This window comes from Deltaproteobacteria bacterium, assembly GCA_026712905.1.
Classification (GTDB): Bacteria; Desulfobacterota; Binatia; order UBA9968; family JAJDTQ01; genus JAJDTQ01.
Window position 1 is genome coordinate 11,484 of sequence record JAPOPM010000145.1, and the last position, 18,006, is coordinate 29,489.

19 protein-coding genes are annotated in these 18,006 nt (G+C 66.1%); 9 read left to right on the forward strand and 10 right to left on the reverse strand.

Features of this window, described 5'->3' with window-relative positions:
- Positions 1 to 20 precede the first annotated feature (20 nt).
- From OXF11_11325 to OXF11_11335, 3 genes are read right to left on the reverse strand one after another with little or no spacing between them, the layout of a single operon-like run.
- Positions 21 to 1,016, reverse strand: a complete 996-nt coding sequence (locus tag OXF11_11325; protein ID MCY4487686.1) for a ketoacyl-ACP synthase III — start codon at positions 1,014 to 1,016, stop codon at positions 21 to 23.
- A complete protein-coding gene (gene fabF, locus OXF11_11330) occupies positions 1,013 to 2,266 on the reverse strand; it encodes a beta-ketoacyl-ACP synthase II (protein MCY4487687.1) in 1,254 nt (417 codons plus the stop codon). The genes OXF11_11325 and fabF overlap by 4 nt, the downstream gene beginning before the upstream one ends.
- Before the next feature lie 23 nt (positions 2,267 to 2,289).
- Positions 2,290 to 3,330: a histone deacetylase gene (locus tag OXF11_11335; GenBank protein MCY4487688.1), complete on the reverse strand. Its 1,041-nt coding sequence runs from the start codon at positions 3,328 to 3,330 to the stop codon at positions 2,290 to 2,292.
- Positions 3,331 to 3,438: 108 nt separating this feature from the next.
- Between OXF11_11335 and tatB the strand changes: the two genes are divergently transcribed.
- Entirely contained in the window at positions 3,439 to 3,711 is a 273-nt protein-coding gene (gene tatB, locus OXF11_11340; protein ID MCY4487689.1) for a Sec-independent protein translocase protein TatB, read from the forward strand.
- Entirely contained in the window at positions 3,708 to 4,529 is an 822-nt protein-coding gene (gene tatC / locus OXF11_11345; protein MCY4487690.1) for a twin-arginine translocase subunit TatC, read from the forward strand. Before tatB ends, tatC begins: the two co-directional genes overlap by 4 nt.
- Before the next feature lie 33 nt (positions 4,530 to 4,562).
- On the opposite strand, the gene OXF11_11350 is transcribed toward tatC, so the two are convergent.
- From OXF11_11350 to OXF11_11360, 3 genes are read right to left on the reverse strand one after another with little or no spacing between them, the layout of a single operon-like run.
- Positions 4,563 to 5,084: a biotin/lipoyl-binding protein gene (locus tag OXF11_11350; protein MCY4487691.1), complete on the reverse strand. Its 522-nt coding sequence runs from the start codon at positions 5,082 to 5,084 to the stop codon at positions 4,563 to 4,565.
- 4 nt (positions 5,085 to 5,088) lie between these two features.
- Entirely contained in the window at positions 5,089 to 6,627 is a 1,539-nt protein-coding gene (accC, locus tag OXF11_11355) for an acetyl-CoA carboxylase biotin carboxylase subunit (protein ID MCY4487692.1), read from the reverse strand.
- A gap of 32 nt (positions 6,628 to 6,659) precedes the next feature.
- The gene (locus tag OXF11_11360) at positions 6,660 to 8,210 is read right to left on the reverse strand and encodes an acyl-CoA carboxylase subunit beta (protein ID MCY4487693.1); all 1,551 of its coding nucleotides are present in this window, start codon (positions 8,208 to 8,210) and stop codon (positions 6,660 to 6,662) included.
- Positions 8,211 to 8,451: 241 nt separating this feature from the next.
- Between OXF11_11360 and OXF11_11365 the strand changes: the two genes are divergently transcribed.
- Positions 8,452 to 9,270, forward strand: coding sequence for a glycerophosphodiester phosphodiesterase (locus OXF11_11365; GenBank protein ID MCY4487694.1), 819 nt, complete (start codon positions 8,452 to 8,454; stop codon positions 9,268 to 9,270).
- Positions 9,271 to 9,276: 6 nt separating this feature from the next.
- The gene (locus OXF11_11370; GenBank protein MCY4487695.1) at positions 9,277 to 9,915 is read left to right on the forward strand and encodes a HEAT repeat domain-containing protein; all 639 of its coding nucleotides are present in this window, start codon (positions 9,277 to 9,279) and stop codon (positions 9,913 to 9,915) included.
- A gap of 573 nt (positions 9,916 to 10,488) precedes the next feature.
- Here OXF11_11370 and pgeF read toward each other — a convergent pair.
- A complete protein-coding gene (pgeF, locus tag OXF11_11375; GenBank protein MCY4487696.1) occupies positions 10,489 to 11,280 on the reverse strand; it encodes a peptidoglycan editing factor PgeF in 792 nt (263 codons plus the stop codon).
- Between the two features lie 28 nt (positions 11,281 to 11,308).
- Positions 11,309 to 12,055, reverse strand: coding sequence for an arylmalonate decarboxylase (locus OXF11_11380; protein MCY4487697.1), 747 nt, complete (start codon positions 12,053 to 12,055; stop codon positions 11,309 to 11,311).
- A 123-nt stretch (positions 12,056 to 12,178) separates the two neighbouring features.
- Here OXF11_11380 and OXF11_11385 point away from each other — a divergent pair, with 123 nt between their 5' ends.
- From OXF11_11385 to OXF11_11405, 5 genes are all read left to right on the forward strand, one after another.
- Positions 12,179 to 12,667 (forward strand): NUDIX domain-containing protein, encoded by a 489-nt coding sequence (locus OXF11_11385; protein ID MCY4487698.1) that lies wholly within the window; start codon positions 12,179 to 12,181, stop codon positions 12,665 to 12,667.
- A gap of 64 nt (positions 12,668 to 12,731) precedes the next feature.
- Positions 12,732 to 13,754: a biotin synthase BioB gene (gene bioB / locus OXF11_11390; GenBank protein ID MCY4487699.1), complete on the forward strand. Its 1,023-nt coding sequence runs from the start codon at positions 12,732 to 12,734 to the stop codon at positions 13,752 to 13,754.
- 14 nt (positions 13,755 to 13,768) lie between these two features.
- Positions 13,769 to 13,975 (forward strand): DNA-directed RNA polymerase subunit omega, encoded by a 207-nt coding sequence (gene rpoZ / locus OXF11_11395; protein MCY4487700.1) that lies wholly within the window; start codon positions 13,769 to 13,771, stop codon positions 13,973 to 13,975.
- 398 nt (positions 13,976 to 14,373) lie between these two features.
- The gene (locus OXF11_11400) at positions 14,374 to 14,739 is read left to right on the forward strand and encodes a RusA family crossover junction endodeoxyribonuclease (GenBank protein ID MCY4487701.1); all 366 of its coding nucleotides are present in this window, start codon (positions 14,374 to 14,376) and stop codon (positions 14,737 to 14,739) included.
- The gene (locus tag OXF11_11405; protein MCY4487702.1) at positions 14,739 to 15,389 is read left to right on the forward strand and encodes a hypothetical protein; all 651 of its coding nucleotides are present in this window, start codon (positions 14,739 to 14,741) and stop codon (positions 15,387 to 15,389) included. Before OXF11_11400 ends, OXF11_11405 begins: the two co-directional genes overlap by 1 nt.
- 69 nt (positions 15,390 to 15,458) lie before the next feature.
- On the opposite strand, the gene OXF11_11410 is transcribed toward OXF11_11405, so the two are convergent.
- The gene (locus OXF11_11410; GenBank protein MCY4487703.1) at positions 15,459 to 16,487 is read right to left on the reverse strand and encodes an alcohol dehydrogenase catalytic domain-containing protein; all 1,029 of its coding nucleotides are present in this window, start codon (positions 16,485 to 16,487) and stop codon (positions 15,459 to 15,461) included.
- A 325-nt stretch (positions 16,488 to 16,812) separates the two neighbouring features.
- On the reverse strand, positions 16,813 to 17,613 hold the full coding sequence (lsrF, locus tag OXF11_11415; GenBank protein MCY4487704.1) for a 3-hydroxy-5-phosphonooxypentane-2,4-dione thiolase: 801 nt from the start codon (positions 17,611 to 17,613) through the stop codon (positions 16,813 to 16,815).
- Positions 17,614 to 18,006 lie beyond the last annotated feature (393 nt).

Consider the following 18,006-nt stretch of genomic DNA (forward strand, 5'->3'; position numbering starts at 1 on the left):
GTCGGCCGGCGACCCGGACATCAGAACCGGATCACGGAGGCGCCCCAGGCGAAACCGGCGCCGAAGGCGTTCAGCAGCACGATGTCGCCGTCGGCGATGCGCCCCGCGCGGCGGACCTCGTCCAGCGCCACCGGGACCGAGGCGGCGGAGGTGTTGCCGTACTTGTCCAGGTTGACGACGACCTTGTCCATGGGAATCTCGAGGCGCGCGGCCAGGGCGGCGATGATCCGGCGGTTGGCCTGATGCGGCACCACCAGGGAGACGTCCTCCACGCCCAGGCCGGCCTCGGCGAGCACCCGCCGGCTGATGTCTTCCATGGACCGGACGGCGACCTTGAAGACTTCCTTGCCGTTCATGTAGATGGAGTGCTCGCGGTTTTCCACGGTCTCCCGCGTGGCCGGCTTCTTGGTGCCCCCGGCGCGGATGTAGAGCGTCTCGGCGTAGGAGCCGTCGGTCTGGAGCTGGGTGCTGAGGATGCCCCGGTCGCCGTTCTCGCCGGCACCCAACACCGCGGCGCCGGCGGCGTCGCCGAACAGGATGCAGGTGCTGCGGTCCTGCCAGTCGAGGTAGCGGCTGAGCACGTCGCTGCCCACCACCAAGGCGTTGTTGATGCGCCCGGAGCGGATGAACAGGTCCGCCACCGAGAGCGCGTTGAGAAAGCCCGAGCACGCGGCGTTCACGTCGAACGAGAACACCTCCTTGGCGCCGAGCTTGCCTTCGAGGACGCAGCCCAGGCTGGGGAACTGGTAGTCCGGCGTGCACGTGCCCGCGATGATGGCGTCCAGATCCGCGACGTCGAGGCCCGCGTTCTCCAGCGCCCGTTCCGAGGCCAGCAGCGCCAGGTCCGAGGTGGCCTTGCTGTCCTCCAGCCCCCGCCGTTCCCTGATGCCCGTGCGGGAGGTGATCCACTCGTCGCTGGTGTCCACTATCTTGGCCAGATCGTCGTTGGTGACGACCTTGGAGGGAAGGGCCGAACCCGTGCCCAGTATGACGCTTCGCGGTGCTGGCTGTGTCATGTCGCCTTCCTGAGCAGGATGCACGCGTTGGTGCCGCCGAATCCAAAGGAATTGGAAAGGGCGACCCGAATGTCCGCCTCCCGCGCCTGGTTGGATACGTAATCGAGATCGCAGTCGGGGTCGGGCGTCTCGTAGTTGATGGTGGGCGGCAACATGCCGTGGTGCAGCGCGAGCACGCTGTAGATGGCTTCCACCGCGCCGGCGGCGCCGAGCAGGTGGCCGGTCATGGACTTGGTGGAGCTGACGGCGAGTGCGCGGGCGTGCGCGCCGAACACGCTCTTGATGGCGGCGGTCTCGTTGGCGTCGTTGTAGGGGGTCGAGGTGCCGTGGGCGTTGATGTAGTCCACCTCCGCCGTCTCGACGCCGGCGTCCGCCAGGGTCAGCGCCATGCAGCGGGCGGCGCCTTCGCCCTCGGGAGCCGGAGAGGTGATGTGGTAGGCGTCGCCGTTGGTGCCGTAGCCGATCATCTCGGCGTAGATCGGCGCGCCGCGCCGCAGCGCGCGTTCGCGCTCCTCCAGCACCAGCATGCCCGCGCCCTCGGACATGACGAAACCGTCCCGCTCCTTGTCGAACGGCCGGCTCGCCTTCTCCGGCTCGTCGTTGCGCGTGGACAGCGCCTTCATGGCGGCGAACCCGCCCAGCCCCAGGGGAGTCGTGGCCGCTTCCGTGCCGCCGGCGATGACCGCGTCCTGCCGGCCTTCGCGGATCAGGTGGAAGGCCTCGCCCACGGCGTTGTTGCCGGACGCGCACGCCGAGGTGGGGGTCCAGTTGACGCCCTTGAGCCCGTGGCGGATAGCGATCTGGCCCGGCGCCAGGTTGGAGATGACCTTGGGGATGAAGAAGGGCGATATCTTGCGCGGCCCCTGCTTCAGGTACACTTCATGATAGTGCTCGATGGTGGCGATGCCGCAGAAGCCCACGCCCACGATGGACCCGGCGCGGAACGCTTCGTCGCCGCTCACGGAGAACCCGCTGTCCTCCACCGCCATTTGCGCGGCGGCCATGCCGTACTGCATGAACAGGTCCATCTTCTTGACTTCCCTGGCGTCGATGTAGTCCAGCGGGTTGAAATCGTCCACCTCGCCGCCGATGCGGCTGGCGAACGACTCGATGTCCTCGATGCGGGTGATGGGGCCGATGCCGGAGCGCCCGGCCTGAACCGCCTCCCAGTTGGCGGCCACGCCGATGCCCAGGGGGGTCAACATCCCCATGCCGGTGATGACGACTCTGCGTCCGTTGGGATTTGCCATGGTCTTTCTCAGGATGCCTTGCTCTACCAATACCGCTCGCGTATTTGAAGCACCTCCCGGATACGGGTCGCGATGCGCTCCCCGCCCGCCTCGAAGGAGGCGGCTTCCTCCGACTGCATGCACTCCAGCACGGTGGCCACGGAGTTGCGCAGCGCGGCGAGATCGTATCCGCCCTCCAACAGAAACGCGATCTTGCCGCCGGTGTGTTTCCGCGCCAGCTCCAGCAGCGCGTTGGCCATGACGCCGAAGCCGCGCTCGGTGACGCCCATGGCTGCCAGGGGGTCGTCGCGGTGCGAATCGAACCCGGCCGATACCAGCAGCCAGTCGGGCTCGTAGCGCTCGATGGCCGGGACGATGATGTCCCTGAAGACCGCCAGGTATTCCGCGTCGCCGCAGCCCGCCGGCAGCGGCACGTTCACCGTGTAGCCCTCTCCCCGGCCGCTGCCCACCTCGTCGGCGGCGCCGGTTCCCGGATAGTACGGGTACTGGTGCGTCGACAGGAACAGCACGGAAGGATCGTCGTAGAACGCGTCCTGCGAGCCGTTGCCGTGATGCACGTCCCAGTCCATGATGGCGACCCGCCGCGCACCGTGCTTCTCCTGGAGATAGCGGGCGCCGATCGCCACCGTGTTGAACAGGCAGAACCCCATGCCGCGGTTGCGCAGCGCGTGATGTCCCGGCGGCCGCGCCATGGCGAAGCCGTTGCCGTAGTCCGACGCGGCCACCGCGTCCAGCAGTTGCAGGAACCCGCCCACCGCCATCAGCGCCACCCCGAAGGAGTCCCGGCACGTGATGGTGTCGCCGTCGAGCGCGAACCGGTCGTGTTCGGAAGTCGAGCGCACGAGATCGATGTAGTCCGAACCGTGGCCCAGCTCCAGCTCCGCCTGCACCGCGCTGCGCAAAGGGAGCAGCTCGAAGCGGTCGCCGCCGCCCGCGACCTCGCCGGCGAGGTCGAGAAGCGTCTTGATCCGTTGCGGGTTCTCGGGGTGGTACGGACCCGGCTCGTGCTTGAGGAACACCGGGTCCGTGACGATGGCGGAAGGGCGCATGTTGATGGGCAACATACCATTGCGCAACAGACGGAGTCAAAGCGCGGGCGGTGCCGCGGCGCGCTCCGCGTCCCTCTTTGACTCCCCCCCGCAAATGCCTTAGCCTACCCTCTGGGAGTCGAAATGTTTGGTATCGGAATGCCCGAGTTGCTCTTGATCCTGGCCGTGGCCTTGATCGTCCTGGGGCCGAAGAAGCTGCCCGAGATGGCGCGCGCCCTGGGCCGGGGGCTGGCGGAGTTTCGCCGCACCACCGACGATATGAAACGCGAGCTGCAAACCGCCACGGATGAGCTCGAGACGCCTCCGCCTACCGAGAGCACGCATTCCGAGCCGTCCGGAGAAGGCCCCCCCGCCAATACCATATCTCCAGCGGGCGATCCCCCCACGAAAGAGTGAACGCGGACGAAGGAGCGGGCGCGGAGGAGAGTGTCGGCGCGGACGAAGCGGAGCGGCTGTCGCACGACGCCAGCATGCCGCTCACCGCGCACCTCGAGGAACTGCGCTCCCGTCTCATCAAGTCCGCCGTGACCGTGTTACTGGCCTTCCTGGCCTGTTACGCGGTGGCGGGCTGGCTCATCGCCTTCATGACCGCGCCCCTGCTCCGGCTCGAGGCCGCGGGTCTCACCGTCATCGGCACCGGCGTCGCCGAGGCCTTTTTCGCCAAGCTCAAGGTCGCGTTCGTGGCCGCGGTCTTCGTGGCGCTGCCGGTGCTCCTGTGGCACGCGTGGCAGTTCGTGGCGCCGGGCCTCTACAGCCGGGAAAAACGCTACGCCAGGGCGTTCGTGGTCTACGGCACGCTGTTTTTCCTGCTCGGGGCGGGCTTCTGCTACATCGTGATCTTCGACGTGGGCTACCGCTTCTTCCTGGAGCAGTATCAGCAACTGGACATCCGCCCGGCGATACGCGTGAGCGAGTATCTGGGGTTCTCGGCCAAGCTCATGCTGGCCTTCGGCGTCGTTTTCGAGTTGCCGGTGGTGGGGGTGTTCCTGGCGCGGGTGGGGCTCATCGACCACCGCATGATGATCCGGCATTTCCCTTACGCCCTGCTCGCCATCGTCGTGCTGGGCGCCCTGCTCACGCCGCCGGACGTGGTCTCGCAGATCCTGCTGGCACTGCCGCTGACGGTGCTCTACGGCTTCACCGTCGTGGTGGTCTATTTCATGAGGCGGAAGGACACGGGGACGGACGAGGGGGACGAGGGGGACGAAGAATAGACCGCTGGCCCTGAGCGTAGCGAAGTCGAAGGGTCACTCCACGATCACCAGCACCTGCCCGGATTCCACCGCCTCGCCGGTCTTGACGCGGATCTCCTTGATCGTGCCGGGGCTGGGGGCGCGCACCTCGTTCTCCATCTTCATGGCTTCGACGATCACCAGCCCCTGTCCCTTGGTTACGGTGTCGCCCTCGTTCACGAGCACGGTGACGACCTTGCCGGGCATGGGAATCTTGACCTCCTGGCGGCCGGACACCTCGATGCCGGACTGGTTGCTGCCGACCCGCACCTGGCGCTCGTCGGACATGCTGATGTGGTAGGTGCGGCCGTCGAGGAGCACGCGGTACTCGTCCTCGGTGGCGTCCACGTCGACGTCCACGTCGACGTCCACCTCGAAAGAGCGGTTGTCGATCAGGAGGGAGTAGTTGTTGCGTCCGGTGCGCCGCCCGTCCACGGTGAACTCGTGCCCGTCCACCACCACCTTGTAGATGGACTTCTCGGTCTCCGTGATGCGCACGACCGAGGTCTGGCCGCCGAGCTTTGCGATGAACGCCATGGCCTCACCACCCGCGTCCCGGCGCGGCCGCGTCGGGACGGAGCCGGAGCGCCTCCCGGCGCCCGACGTCGCGCCATCCCGATTCCTCCGCCGCGCCCTTCTCCACCATCTGCAGCGCCCGTTCCTGCTCCCGGTGCAGCGCCACGATGGCAGCGGAGGCCAGCGCCACGTGGCGGTTCGGGTAGACTTCCTCCCGCGCCATGTACCCGCGCTGCTCGTCCACGAACCCGGTGTAGAAGTCGCCCTCGATGAACCGCGGGTGGCGCAGCATCCACTGATGGAACGGTATGTTGGTCTTGACGCCGCGCACCTGGTACTCGCGCAGGGCGCGCTTGAGGCGCCGGATGGCCTCGGCGCGGTCCTCGCCCCAGACGATGAGCTTGGCGATCATGGGGTCGTAGTAGATGGGGATCTCCGCGCCCTCGTACACGCCGCAGTCGTTGCGGATGCCGAAGCCCTCGGGCAGGCGCAGCCCCTCGATCTTGCCCGGACAGGGCATGAAGTCGGTCTCGGGGTCCTCGGCGTAGATGCGGCATTCGATGGCATGGCCCGCGCCCTTGATCTGGCGTTGGGACCAGGGCAGGGGGTTGCCATCGGCCACGTTGATCTGTGCCTTCACCAGGTCGATGCCCATGACCCGCTCGGTGATGGCGTGCTCCACCTGCAGCCGGGTGTTCATCTCCAGGAAGTAGAAGTTCTTCTGGCGGTCCACCAGGAACTCCATGGTGCCGACCCCGGTGTACTTGAGCGCCTTGGCGCCCTGGGCCGCGGTCTTGCCCATGGCCTTCTGCATGCGCACGTCGATGCTCGGCGCGGGACACTCCTCGATGATTTTCTGGTGACGCCGCTGGATGGAGCACTCGCGCGTGAAGAGGTGCAGCACCTTGCCGTAGATGTCGGCCAGGAGCTGGACCTCAATGTGGCGGCAGCGCTCCAGGTACTTCTCGACGTAGAGCCGGGAGTCGCCGAAGGACGACGCCGCCTCGGAGCGCACCGCGCGGAAGGCCGAGCGCACTTCGTCGCTCGACTCCACGAGCCGCAGCCCCTTGCCGCCGCCTCCGGCCACGGCCTTGAGCACGCACGGGTAGCCGATGGCCTCGGCGGTCTCCAGCACCTCCTCCTCGGAGCTGAGGATGTCGTCCGACCCCGGGATCACCGGCAGGCCGGCCTTCTTCATGAGGGCGCGCGCGTGGACCTTGTCGCCCATCTGCTTGATGACGTCCGGGGCCGGCCCCAGGAAGACGATGCCGGCGTCGCCGCAGGCGCGCGCGAACGCGGGGTTCTCGGCGAGAAAGCCGTAGCCCGGATGGATCGCCTCGGCGCGGCTCTTCCTGGCCGCGTCGATGATGCGGTCGATGCGCAGGTAGCTCTCGGCCGACGGCGCCGGCCCCACCGGATAGGAGTAGTCGGCGTACTTGACGTGGAGCGCGTCGCGGTCCGCCTCGGAGTAGACCGCCACGCTTTCGATATCCAGCTCGCGGCACGCCCGGATGATGCGGACGGCGATCTCGCCGCGGTTGGCCACCAGGATTCGTTTGAACATTCTCGAACGCTTCCGCTGTTCGCCCCCGGGCTTCAGAGCGGCACGTTGCCGTGTTTCCGGGGGAGGTTGGTCTCGCGCTTGTTCTTGAGCATCTCCAGCGTACGGATCAGGGTGGGACGGGTGTCCTCGGGCAGGATGATGGCGTCGAGGTTGCCCAGCTCGGCGGAGCGGAACGGATTGGCGAAGAGCCGCCGGTAGTCGTCCACCAGCTTCTGCCTCGTTTTCTTCTCGTCCTTCGCATCCTTGAGCTGGTTGCGGAAGACGATGTTGATGGCGCCCTCGGGTCCCATCACCGCGATCTCCGAAGCCGGGTAGGCCATGTTGACGTCGCCGCGCAGGAACTTGCTGGCCATGACGATGTAGCCGCCGCCGTAGGCCTTGCGGGTGATGACGGTGATCTTGGGCACGGTGGCCTCGGCGTAGGCGAACAGCAGCTTGGCGCCGTGGCGGATGATGCCGTCGTATTCCTGGCCGGTGCCTGGGAGGAACCCGGGCACGTCGACGAAGGTGATCACCGGAATGTTGAAGCAGTCGCAGAAGCGCACGAAGCGCGCCGCCTTGACCGACGCGTTGATGTCCAGGCAGCCCGCCAGGTGGGCCGGCTGGTTGCCGACGATGCCCACCGTGCGTCCGCCCAGGCGCGCGAACGCCACCACGATGTTGGGGGCGAACTCCTTGTGCACCTCGTAGAAGTAGCCTTCGTCCACCACCGCGCCGATGAGGTCCTTCATGTCGTAGGGCAGGTTGGGATTCTGCGGCACCACATGCTGCAGGCGCTGGTCGCGCCGGTAGGGATCGTCCTCGGTGGGGCGGAACGGCGGCTCCTCCAGGTTGTTGCTGGGCAGGAAGCTCATGAGCTCGCGCATCATGAGCAGGCAGTCCTTGTCGTTGTCCGCCGAGAAGTGCGCCACGCCGCTCTTGCGCGTGTGGGTCTCGGCGCCGCCCAACTCCTCCTTGGTGACCTCCTCGTGGGTTACGGTCTTGATGACGTCCGGGCCGGTGATGAACATGTAGCCCGTGTTCTTGGTCATGAAGATGAAGTCGGTGATGGCCGGCGAGTACACCGCGCCGCCGGCGCACGGCCCCATGATGGCCGAGATCTGCGGCACCACGCCCGAAGCCGCGACGTTGTTGGCGAAGATCCGGGCATAGCCGTCGAGGCTGACGACCCCTTCCTGGATGCGCGCGCCGCCCGAGTCGTTGATGCCCAGGATCGGCGAGCCGTTCTTCATGGCCATTTCCTGGACCTTGCAGATCTTGTCCGCCACCACCCCGCTCAGGCTGCCGCCGAACACCGTGAAGTCCTGGGCGTAGACGAAGACGTTGCGGCCGTCGATGGCGCCCGATCCCGTGACCACGGCGTCGCCCGGGATCTTCTGGTCCTGCATGTCGAAGTCGGTGCAGTCGTGGGTGCGCAGCCGGTCCAGCTCCACGAAGCTACCCTGGTCCAGCAAGATCTCGATGCGTTCCCGCGCCAGCAGCTTGCCTTCATTGTGCTGCCGGCGAATACGCACCTCGCCGCCGCCGAGCTCCGCCCGGCGATCCAATTCCTTCAGTCGAAGAAGCCGATCCTCTACAGCCATCTATTTCCTTTACGTCCTTTACGCGACAAGCCCCGGTGGCGCGGCAACGCTCTCTGTCGGAGGGCCCTCGCGTGCTCCGGGCGCGGGCCGGGATGTCCACTTGCTTGACCCGGGAAGGTCGCCGCGGCTATCAATGTCGATGGATCCTGGGGTCCAAATGGATCCCGGAAAGCATAGGCGCCATTGACCGAAAATTCAAGGAACGCCCCGGATTCCATCACTGCCCCAAACTCCACCGAAAATGACGGAACCTCATTCGCACGCATTTTTCTCGGGGCCGGTGCCGCGCATCGCGGGGCACCGGGGCGCCGCCGGCACCATGCCGGAAAACACCCTGCCGTCGTTCCGTCGCGGCCTTGAGGAAGGCGCGACCTTTCTCGAAATGGACGTCCACGCGACCGCTGACGGTGAGATCGTGATCATCCACGATGCGACCGTCGAGCGCACCACCGATGCCGCTGGCCCGGTACGGGAAATGAGCGTGGAGGAGTTGCAGCGGCTCGACGCCGGGTACCGCTTCAGCGCCGATGGCGGCGCGACGTATCCCTTCCGCGGGCAGGGAATCCGAGTCCCCACCCTGCGGGAGTTCTTCGCGGAGTTTCCCCAGGCCGCGGCCACGGTGGAGATCAAGGAATTGTCGCCGCTCGCCATGAATACGTTGTTCGATGTGATCGAGGAGTTCGGCAAGGCGCGACAGGTCCTGGTGGCGGCAGAGGACGATGCCACGATGCGCTCCGCCCGGGCGGTCATCCACGAGCGCGGGCTACCCGTCGCCACGGGCTTCTCCACCGGCGAGATACGCGCCCTCATGACCGCGCTGTGGTCGGGTCAAGCGGCACCGTCCGAAGTCCCCGGCCGGGCGCTCCAGATACCGCGCCGCCACGAGGGCATCGATCTCGTCACGCCCGCGTCCTTGGCCGCCGCCCACGCCCTGGGCGTCGAGGTGCACGTCTGGACCGTCAACGACACCGACGAGATGACCGAGCTCCTGGCCCTCGGGGTCGACGGCATCATCACGGACTTCCCGGGCCGCCTGCGCCGCGTGATCGAATCCTCATAACCCTGTATGCCGGAACCGACACTGGACCCGCGCATGGCGCCCCTGCTCGCCGCGCTGGAGCAAACCGACAAGGGGGTGGTGCGCCGCGCCGTGGAGGAGTTGGTGGCCCTGGCGGCCGAGGAGCCGGGGGTTGCCGAGGCCCTCGACCGGCGCTTGAGCGCCGCTCCGCGTTGGCCCGTCGCCTACGCCCTGGGGCAGGTGGCGCGCCCCTCCACGCTCTGCCTCGACGTGCTCGCCCACGGTCTCGGAAGCGGCGATCAGGACCTGCGCTGGGCCACGCAACTCCTGCTCACCGACCTCGGCAAACGCTACCCGGAGGTGGAAGCGCGCCTTCAATCTCTTCTGCGCGACGGCTCGCCCACCCAGCGGCGCATGACCGTGTACTGCCTGCGGGACGTCCACGAGGGCCGGGACGCCGGCGCGGCGGACATCGGTCTCGCGTCCGCCTTCCTGGAAGCCATGCGCGACCCCGAGCCCCTGGTCCGCGTGGCGGTGGTAACCAGCCTCGCCAAGGCGACGGAGGTGAACGCGGAAACCCTGGATGCGCTCACCCGCGCCGCGAAGGACGATCCCGACGCCCGAGTGCGCAACGCCGCCGCCTTCGCCGTCAAGAAGCTCGCGGGCGTCCGGACAAAGACGCCATAAGGCGTATCTCCAACCCCCCGAATCGTCATTCCCGCGCAACAGGCTGTGTCAAAACGTCACCCGGACAAGGATTGGCGCCAACCCCCCGAATCGTCATTCCCGCGGAAGCGGCTGTGTCAGAGCGTCGTCCGGACAAGGATTGGCGCCAACCCCCCCGAATCGTCATTCCCGCGGAAGCGGGAATCCAGGCGGGGCGAGGCGGAGAAACGCCCCTATAGTGCCCCACCACCACCCATGGATTCCCGCTTCCGCGGGAATGACGAATCGGGGGGTTGGCGCCAATCCAGTCTTGGCACAGCCTGGGATAGCGGGAATCCAGGGGTAGGGTTTTCGCCCATGTTGCGGAAAATATTTGACAAACGCCGCCTGCTTCCCTAGGATGGCAGTCAGCAGAGAAAGGAGGTGGTCAAGATATGTATGAAATATGTAGCTGCGAGGTGACTGAGACCTAGGCTCTCGAGCCATTTTCGGAATTGAGGGTCTTGGTCAATTCCGACAGTACGCCGAGCCCTGGCTGGCCATCGCGTCAGCCAGGGCTTTCTGTTTTCAGCGCGGTATCCTCAACGCGCATCTTCAACCCCCAGTCGACCATCCGATGAAGCCGGCCTGCCGCCCGGTAACCCCCGCGCCCCCCTTCGATTCCCGCCGGTGGGAGAAGAACTCCGCCGGGTTGCACGCGGTACAGGGGCCGCTCGAGTGGATGCGCTCCTCGGGGACGCCGCTCGCCGCCAGCAACGCGGCGTTCAGCCGTCTCAGGTCGAGGTAGGTGCCGCCGTCTCGGGACTGAAGCGCCGCCTCCGCCCGCTCCCCCCACTGCCGCACCAGCGGGTCGGCCACGTCCGCGCCGATCTCGTAGCAACACGGTCCGATGGCCGGTCCCAGGGCGCACGCCAGGTCGTGAGCCGGCGTGCCGTAGCGGCTCTCGATGTGCCGCACGGTCTTCGGCGCCACCCCGGCAAGGGTGCCGCGCCAGCCCGCGTGGATGACCGCCGCCAGCCGGCGCTCCGACGTGTGTGCCCAACAGACGATGGGAACGCAGTCGGCGGTGAGCACTCCCAGGAAAACGCCCGGCGCGTCCGTCACCATGGCGTCCCCCTCGCCAGCCTCCTTGCATGGCTCGGCGACGTCGAGGACCGTGTCGCCGTGCCGTTGCCGCATGGTGACCATCCGGGTCCCGACCATGCCCACGGCGCCCTTCATGGCGCAATAGTTGTCCTTCACCGCCCGGGGGTCGTCGCCGACGTTAAAGGAGACGTTGAGGCTGGCGTACGCGCCCGCGCTGTTGCCCCCGTTCCGGCCCGCGAAGCCGTGTCTCAGTCCGGGCTCGGCCGCCCACGCGGGGACGCGATAAACCGTCAAGTCCACGAGTTGTCCCCTTTCCGTCGGAGGATGCTCAAAACCGCGACAGCAGGCTGCCGAAGCCCTCGACCTTGTCCGACAGACCGTTCTGGCGCATCGCGTACCAGTAGATGGCCGTGTTGATGGCGATGACCGGCTTGCCCAGCCGTTGTTCCGCCTCCGCCGCGATACGCGCCATGGCCAGGTTGGTGCCCACCTGGACCACCGCGTCCACGTCGTCGCCGTCCACTTCCTGGATGGCCGCCTCCAGCGTGTCCGCCTGTACGTGGGCGATCAGCACCGGGCTCTCGCATTTGAGCCCCTTGAGGCGCGCCACCTCGTAGCCGCAGTCGGTGAAGAAGCGCACCACCTGGGAGTCGCCCACGGGCATGTAGGGCGTGATCACCCCCAGGCGGCGAATGCCGCCGTAGGCCTCCAACGCCGCCTCGCACGCGTAGGAGCCCATGGCCACGCGGACCCCCGACCGGTCCTCCACGTTCGCCAGCAGGCGCCGGCTGCCCTCGGCGCCGTCCCAGAACGTCTCGGACGACATACCCATGATCAGGTAGTCGGGCCGGCATGTCATGACGCGGTCGATGGCGTTGTCCACCTCCGCGCGGATGTTCCGCATCAACTGCTCGAAGTCCGCGTCGTCGTGGATGGGATCGTCGGGGATCCAGATGCGGGCGAAGTGGTTGGTCACACCCTCCGGTCGCATGTCGTCGAACTCGGGCTGCACGGAAGTATTGGTGGAAGGGGCGATGACGGCGAACTTGCGCCGCCAACCCAGGGCGTCACTCATGGCGGGTCCTCCGTGGGACCGTGGGCGGGCGGCCCCGATCGAGTGTTGCTGGACGCGCGTTCATGGACCAAGTTATAACATCGCGGGGTCGCGGGGAGAACGCTCGCGACCGGAAAGGACGACATGGCCATACCGGAACGCTACAACACGGGCTACAATGTCGGCGTGGGTGGGGCGGTGGTGCGGGACGGACGCCTGCTCTTCGTGCGCCGCGCGTCGCGCCGCGGGCACGGCAACTGGCAGGTCCCCGGCGGTTTCATCGAGCCGGACGAGACCATCGAGGACGCGGTGGTGCGCGAGGTGGCCGAGGAGGCCGGGGTCGAGGCGGAGGTCGAGGGAGTGCTGGGTGTCCGCAGCCGCTACGACGCCGAGTCCGGCAACAGCCTCTACGTCGTGCTGCTGCTCCGGGGCCTGACCGCCGAGCCCACGCCGGACGGGCGGGAAGTGGACCGGGCCGTCTACCTTTCGCTGGACGAGATCCGCGCGCTGGACCCGTTGCCGCAGACCAACTGGGAGGTGGCCCGGAGCGCGCTGGTGCCCGAGCCGCGGCTCCTGATGCCCAAGACGGTGGCGAACCAGCGGGGCGCGATCTTCCAGCTCTTCATCGGTTAGGCGCCTGGTGCGCGGGCGGCGGTTTGGTTGCGGAATCGCACCCCCCATGTTACACGAAACCCCCATGAACAACGTGGAACCGAGGTACGCGGATCTCGCGGAAAAGTCGCTCGCCGGAGAACTTCTGTCCCCGGCTGAAATGAAGTCCGTCATTCACGGCGCCGACGAAAGGTTGCCGGAATTGCTCGACGCCGCCTTCCGCGTCCGCCACCACTACTACGGCAAACGGGTGCAGATCCACGTGCTCATGAACGCCAAGAGCGGTCTGTGCCCCGAGGATTGCGGCTACTGTTCGCAGTCGTCGGTTTCCGAGGCCGAGATCGACAAGTACCCGTTTCTCGCCAAGGAGGAATTGGTGGAAGCCGCGTTGCGGGCCAAGGAAGTGGGCGCCATGCGCTTCTGCCTGGTCAACAGCGGTCGCGGCCCCACGCTCAAGGAAACCGAGCGGATGGCCGACGCCGTGGCCGAGATCAAGAGCCGCGTCCCCATCAACATCTGCGCGTGCATGGGGCTGCTGACCGAGTCCAAGGCGCGCATCCTCAAGGACGCCGGGGTCGAGCGGGTCAACCACAACCTCAACACCAGCAGCCGCTACCACCCCGAGGTGGTCACGACGCATACCTACGAGGACCGGGTGGCGACGCTGGAAAGCGTCAAGGCCGCGGGGCTGTCCACTTGCTGCGGCGGCATCGTCGGACTCGGCGAGCAGGACGACGACGTCCTCGACCTGGCCGTGTCGCTACGGGAGCTGGATGTGGATTCCATCCCGGTCAACTTCCTGCACGCCATCCCCGGGACCCCCATGGCCGGGCGTTCCAATCTGACGCCCCAGTACTGCCTCAAGGTCCTGTGCCTGTTCCGCTTCGTCAACCCGAGCAAGGAGATCCGCGTGGCCGGAGGGCGGGAAGTCAACCTGCGCTCGCTGCAGCCGCTGAGCCTGTACCCGGCCAACTCCATCTTCGTCAACGGCTACCTGACCACCTCGGGCCAGGACGCCTCCGACGCCCATCGGATGATCGCGGACCTGGGTTTCGAGATCGACACGTCGGCGCGGGAAGAGGTTCCGGCCCAACAGAGCTTCGCGTAACAGGAGACAATGCCGTGGCAAGAATTACCGTCGAAGACTGCCTCAACGAGGTTACCAACCGCTTCAAGCTCGTCATGCTCGGTTCCCAACGCACCAAGCAGCTCCTCAAGGGCGCCAAGCCCCTGGTGGACTCCGACAACCGCGAGATCGTCGTGGCCCTGCGCGAGATAGCCGCCGGCAAGGTGCGGCAAGCGCCGGTTGAATCGACGGAGCTCGAATAAACCTCCACGCCAGCCCCCGCCTGTAGAGGCGTACCACAGGGCAATATTGCCTGCGGCTACCGTCGTCACGCTTCACCACTCTTGACAGCGTAACGATACGGAGCGAGGACTTCCCTCGCTTATGTGTCGAAACGCGTTGCTGAGTTCCATCGCCGCCGATGAGCACACCGAAACGTCGACATTATGTCCCTCAGATGACACTGCGTCAGTTTCCCGACGAAAGCGGATGGCTCTGCGGTTGTAGGCGGGGCGTAGGCCGACGGACAGGTTTGGCACGGTATTCGCTTCTACTGTGGTTTGAGTCAGAACTCGACTACTACCCGGTTCGGTTGTGCGATCCTTGAGTATCACATAGAGCAGTGGCCTTACCCTTCGAATTCGTCGTAGACGGTTCTCCCGTGTCTCAACAAGCCCGCAATGTTGAGCGCCGAAGGCAGTGGACCCGGAACGTCAGGAGCGGGGCGGCAACGCGTTGGGGTGTGGATTCACCGTTTGTAGGGCCGGTCATGGTGACCGTGACTCACTTCTTCGACCGAGGGGCTCCGGATGTCGACAATATCCCCAAGCTGATTCTGGACGCCTTGAAGGGACTGGTTTATTCTGATGACTCCCAGGTAACGGATATGCTCTGTCGTAAGAGAAACCTGAATGCCATTTTGCGAGTTCAAAGTTCATCACTTGTTTTGAATGAGGCGCTTGCCCAAGGCAGAGCATTCCTCCACGTCGTTGTGGACAATGCGCCGATTCAGGAGGTGATTTCCTGATGGAAGACGCAACCATTCTCGAATCAAGACTCGCCGACGTAACGGCAGAGGAATACCGCAGCAAGGGCTACGCCGTGTCCCGAGACGAGTCCCTGGATTTCTTGCCCGGTTTCCGCGCGGATTTGGTCGCCCGGAAAGGTGACGAAACAAAGGTGATCGAAGTGAAATGCCGGTCCACGCTGACCGCGACTCCCGAAGTGACAAAGCTGGCGCAACTGCTCAACTCAAAGCCTGGGTGGAGCTTCGAGTTGATTCTTGTGGGTGAACCCGAGGGCCTGGAGTCACCTGACGGCGCGAAGTCGTTCGAGGGAGAGAACATCCTTCAGCGGATTGCGCAGGCTGAAAGAGTGCTTGAATCAGGTTTTGCCGAGGCGGCCTTTCTTCTTGCCTGGTCGGCATGCGAGGCCCTGTTGAGGATGATGATCGAGGAAGAGGGGGTCTCGATCAAACGTATAACGACATCGGGCTACGTCCTCAATCTTGCGGTCGTTCATGGCGTCATCTCAAGGGACGACTATCAGGGTCTCGCCGACATGATGAAATGCAGGAACGCCATTGCCCACGGGTTCGGCATTAACAAGTTTGGTGATGAGCAGGTGACGGTACTGATCGAGACTACGAAGCGACTCGCCCGCATGCCTTCGCAGTAGCGACCCAGCGGCTATTCGCGCGATGATCTGGACCATGCTGGCTCCCATGCGGAAGAATCGAGTCGGCAGTCAGGCTCGCTGCGGCTCGATGATGACCTTGAGCGAATCCTGTGCGTTGGCCACGAGCTGAAAGCCCCTCTCCGTCTCTGCAAGGGACAGGCGGTGGGTGACAAGCTCGTCCACGCGCACCTTTCCACCCGCCAACAGATCCACGGCATCCTTCAAATCCTGCGGACTCGCGCCATAGGAAGTGACGAGGCCGACCTCGTCGCGCCACATCTCGTATAGCGGCATGGGCACTTCGTGCCCGGCTGGAGTGGAGGCGAAGAAGAGCAGCTTGCCGCCGCGCTCGACGCTCTGGAACGCTTGCCGGATCGCCGGGGCGGCGCCGGTGCAGACGATCACGAGATCCGCCAGCCGGCCGTCGCAGGCTTCGCGCACGCGCGCCGGCACGTCGTCGGTGGCGTGGAAGGTGTGGTGGGCGCCTAGGGAGCGGGCCAGGCGCAGGCGTTCCTCGTTGATGTCGGTGGCGGCCAGGGCCTTGACCCCGCGGCTCCGGGCCACCTGGACGTGCAGCAGCCCGGCGATGCCGGTGCCGATGACCAGCACGTTTTCCTGCAACGGCGCGCGGGCGTGGTCTTGGGCCCGCACGACGCAGCCCAGCGGCTCGACAAAGGAGCCCGCTTCGAAGGAAAGCGAGTCCGGAAGCAGGAAGGTTCCGCAATCCACGTTGACCTTGGGCAGCCGCAGGTACTCGGCGAAGCCGCCGGGATCGAAGTGGGTCTCGCGCATGAGCTGACACACTGAGGCGTGTCCGGAGCGGCAGTGGTGGCAGTCGTTGCAGGGAACGTGGTGGGTGGTGACGATGCGGTCGCCGGGTGCGAATCCGGTGACCCCGGCGCCCACCTCGGCCACCTCGCCGGTGACCTCGTGGCCGAGCACCCTGGGCGCCTGCTGGCGGCGGTACCACTCGAGCACGTCGGTGCCGCAGATGCCGCTGGCCTCCACCCGCATCAGCAACTCGCCCGGCCCGGCCTTGGGAACCGGCAGTTCCTCCAGCCGAACGTCATCGTTGCTGTAGTACATGGCGACGCGCATGGCTCGTTCCCGAAGGCTGGCTGTTGTGTGATCGGCTCTAGGCTGAACACCCACCACCGTCATTCCCGCGAAAGCGGGAATCCAGGGGTGGCGAGGCGGGGAAACGCCGTTGTAGTGCCCCACCACCGCCCCTGGATTCCCGCTTCCGCGGGAATGACGTTCTGTTACGTGGTAGCTTGGTGAGTATTGACACAGCCTGTCTCGCGGGAATGACGTTCCGTAGGGTCCTTGCCTCACGGGTATTGACACAGCCGCTTCCGCGGGAATGACGGTAGTGAAGGGTCACCGTCACCCCCGCTCGTAACCGAAAGGTCCCTTATACCGCCTAGCCGGCCGCGCGTTCCGACGACGGCCGCGACGACTCGTAGATGCCGTAGGCTTCCTCGACCGAGGCGCCGCCGTGGACGATGGCCCGCACCGCCTGGATCATCCCCGCCGGGCTGTCGGACTGGAAGATGTTGCGGCCCATGTCGACGCCCACCGCGCCGTGGTCCACGGCGTTCTTGGTGAGCTCCAGGGCTTCCATCTCCGGGGTCTTCTTGCCGCCGGCCACGATCACCGGAATCGGGCAACTGTTGACCAGGTTCTCGAACCCCTCGCAGTAGTAGGTCTTGACGATGTGGGCGCCCAGCTCGGCGGCGATGCGGCACGAAAGACTCAGATAGCGCTCGTCCCGGGCCATGTTCGTGCCCACCGCGGTGACGGCGAGCACGGGGATGCCGTACCTCTCGCCCTCGTCCACCAGCTTGGCGAGGCTCACCAGTGTCTCCTTCTCGAACTCCGAGCCCACGAAGATCGACAGCGCCATGGCCGACACGTTGAGGCGGATGGCGTCCTCGATGGAAACGGTGATGTCCTCGTTGGACAGTTCCTTCAGGATGCTGGTGCCGCCGGACACCCGCAGCACCACCGGCCCCTGCATGTTGGCATCCACGGCGGTCCGCAGCACGCCGCGGGTGAGCATGATGGCGTCCGCGTGGGGCAGTAGCGGCTCGATGGTCTCGCGTGGCTGCTCCAGCCCGCTCGTCGGGCCGAGAAAGTAGCCGTGGTCCACGGCCAACATCACGCAACGTCCATCATTCGGCTGGATGATGCGCGCCATTCTGTTCTCCATACCCCAGTGCATGTGATCCCCCCTGCGTTCTTGATGTTTCGGTGATGCGGGTCGGGATTGAATCCGACTTGAGGCACGACACTACCACATACCCGGTTCAGCCGCGAGTCTCGTTTCCCCCGGGCAGACGCGCCAAACGCCCGGAATCGTCAGTCCCGCGGAACGGGCGGTGTCAACCTCATGGAGCAGAGCCCCCTCGACCCGCCATTCCCGCGAAACAGGCTGTGACAAACCCGTGAGGCAAAAACCCTACGGAACGTCATCCCCGCGAAAGCTTGCCCTCGCCCCCGATCGGGGGCGGGAATCCAGGGGGGGCGGGGCCCCTCCACCCTACGGAACGTCATTCCCGCGGAAGCGGGAATCCAGGGGGGGCGGGGCCCCCATATTGACAGGCTATGGTGCCAT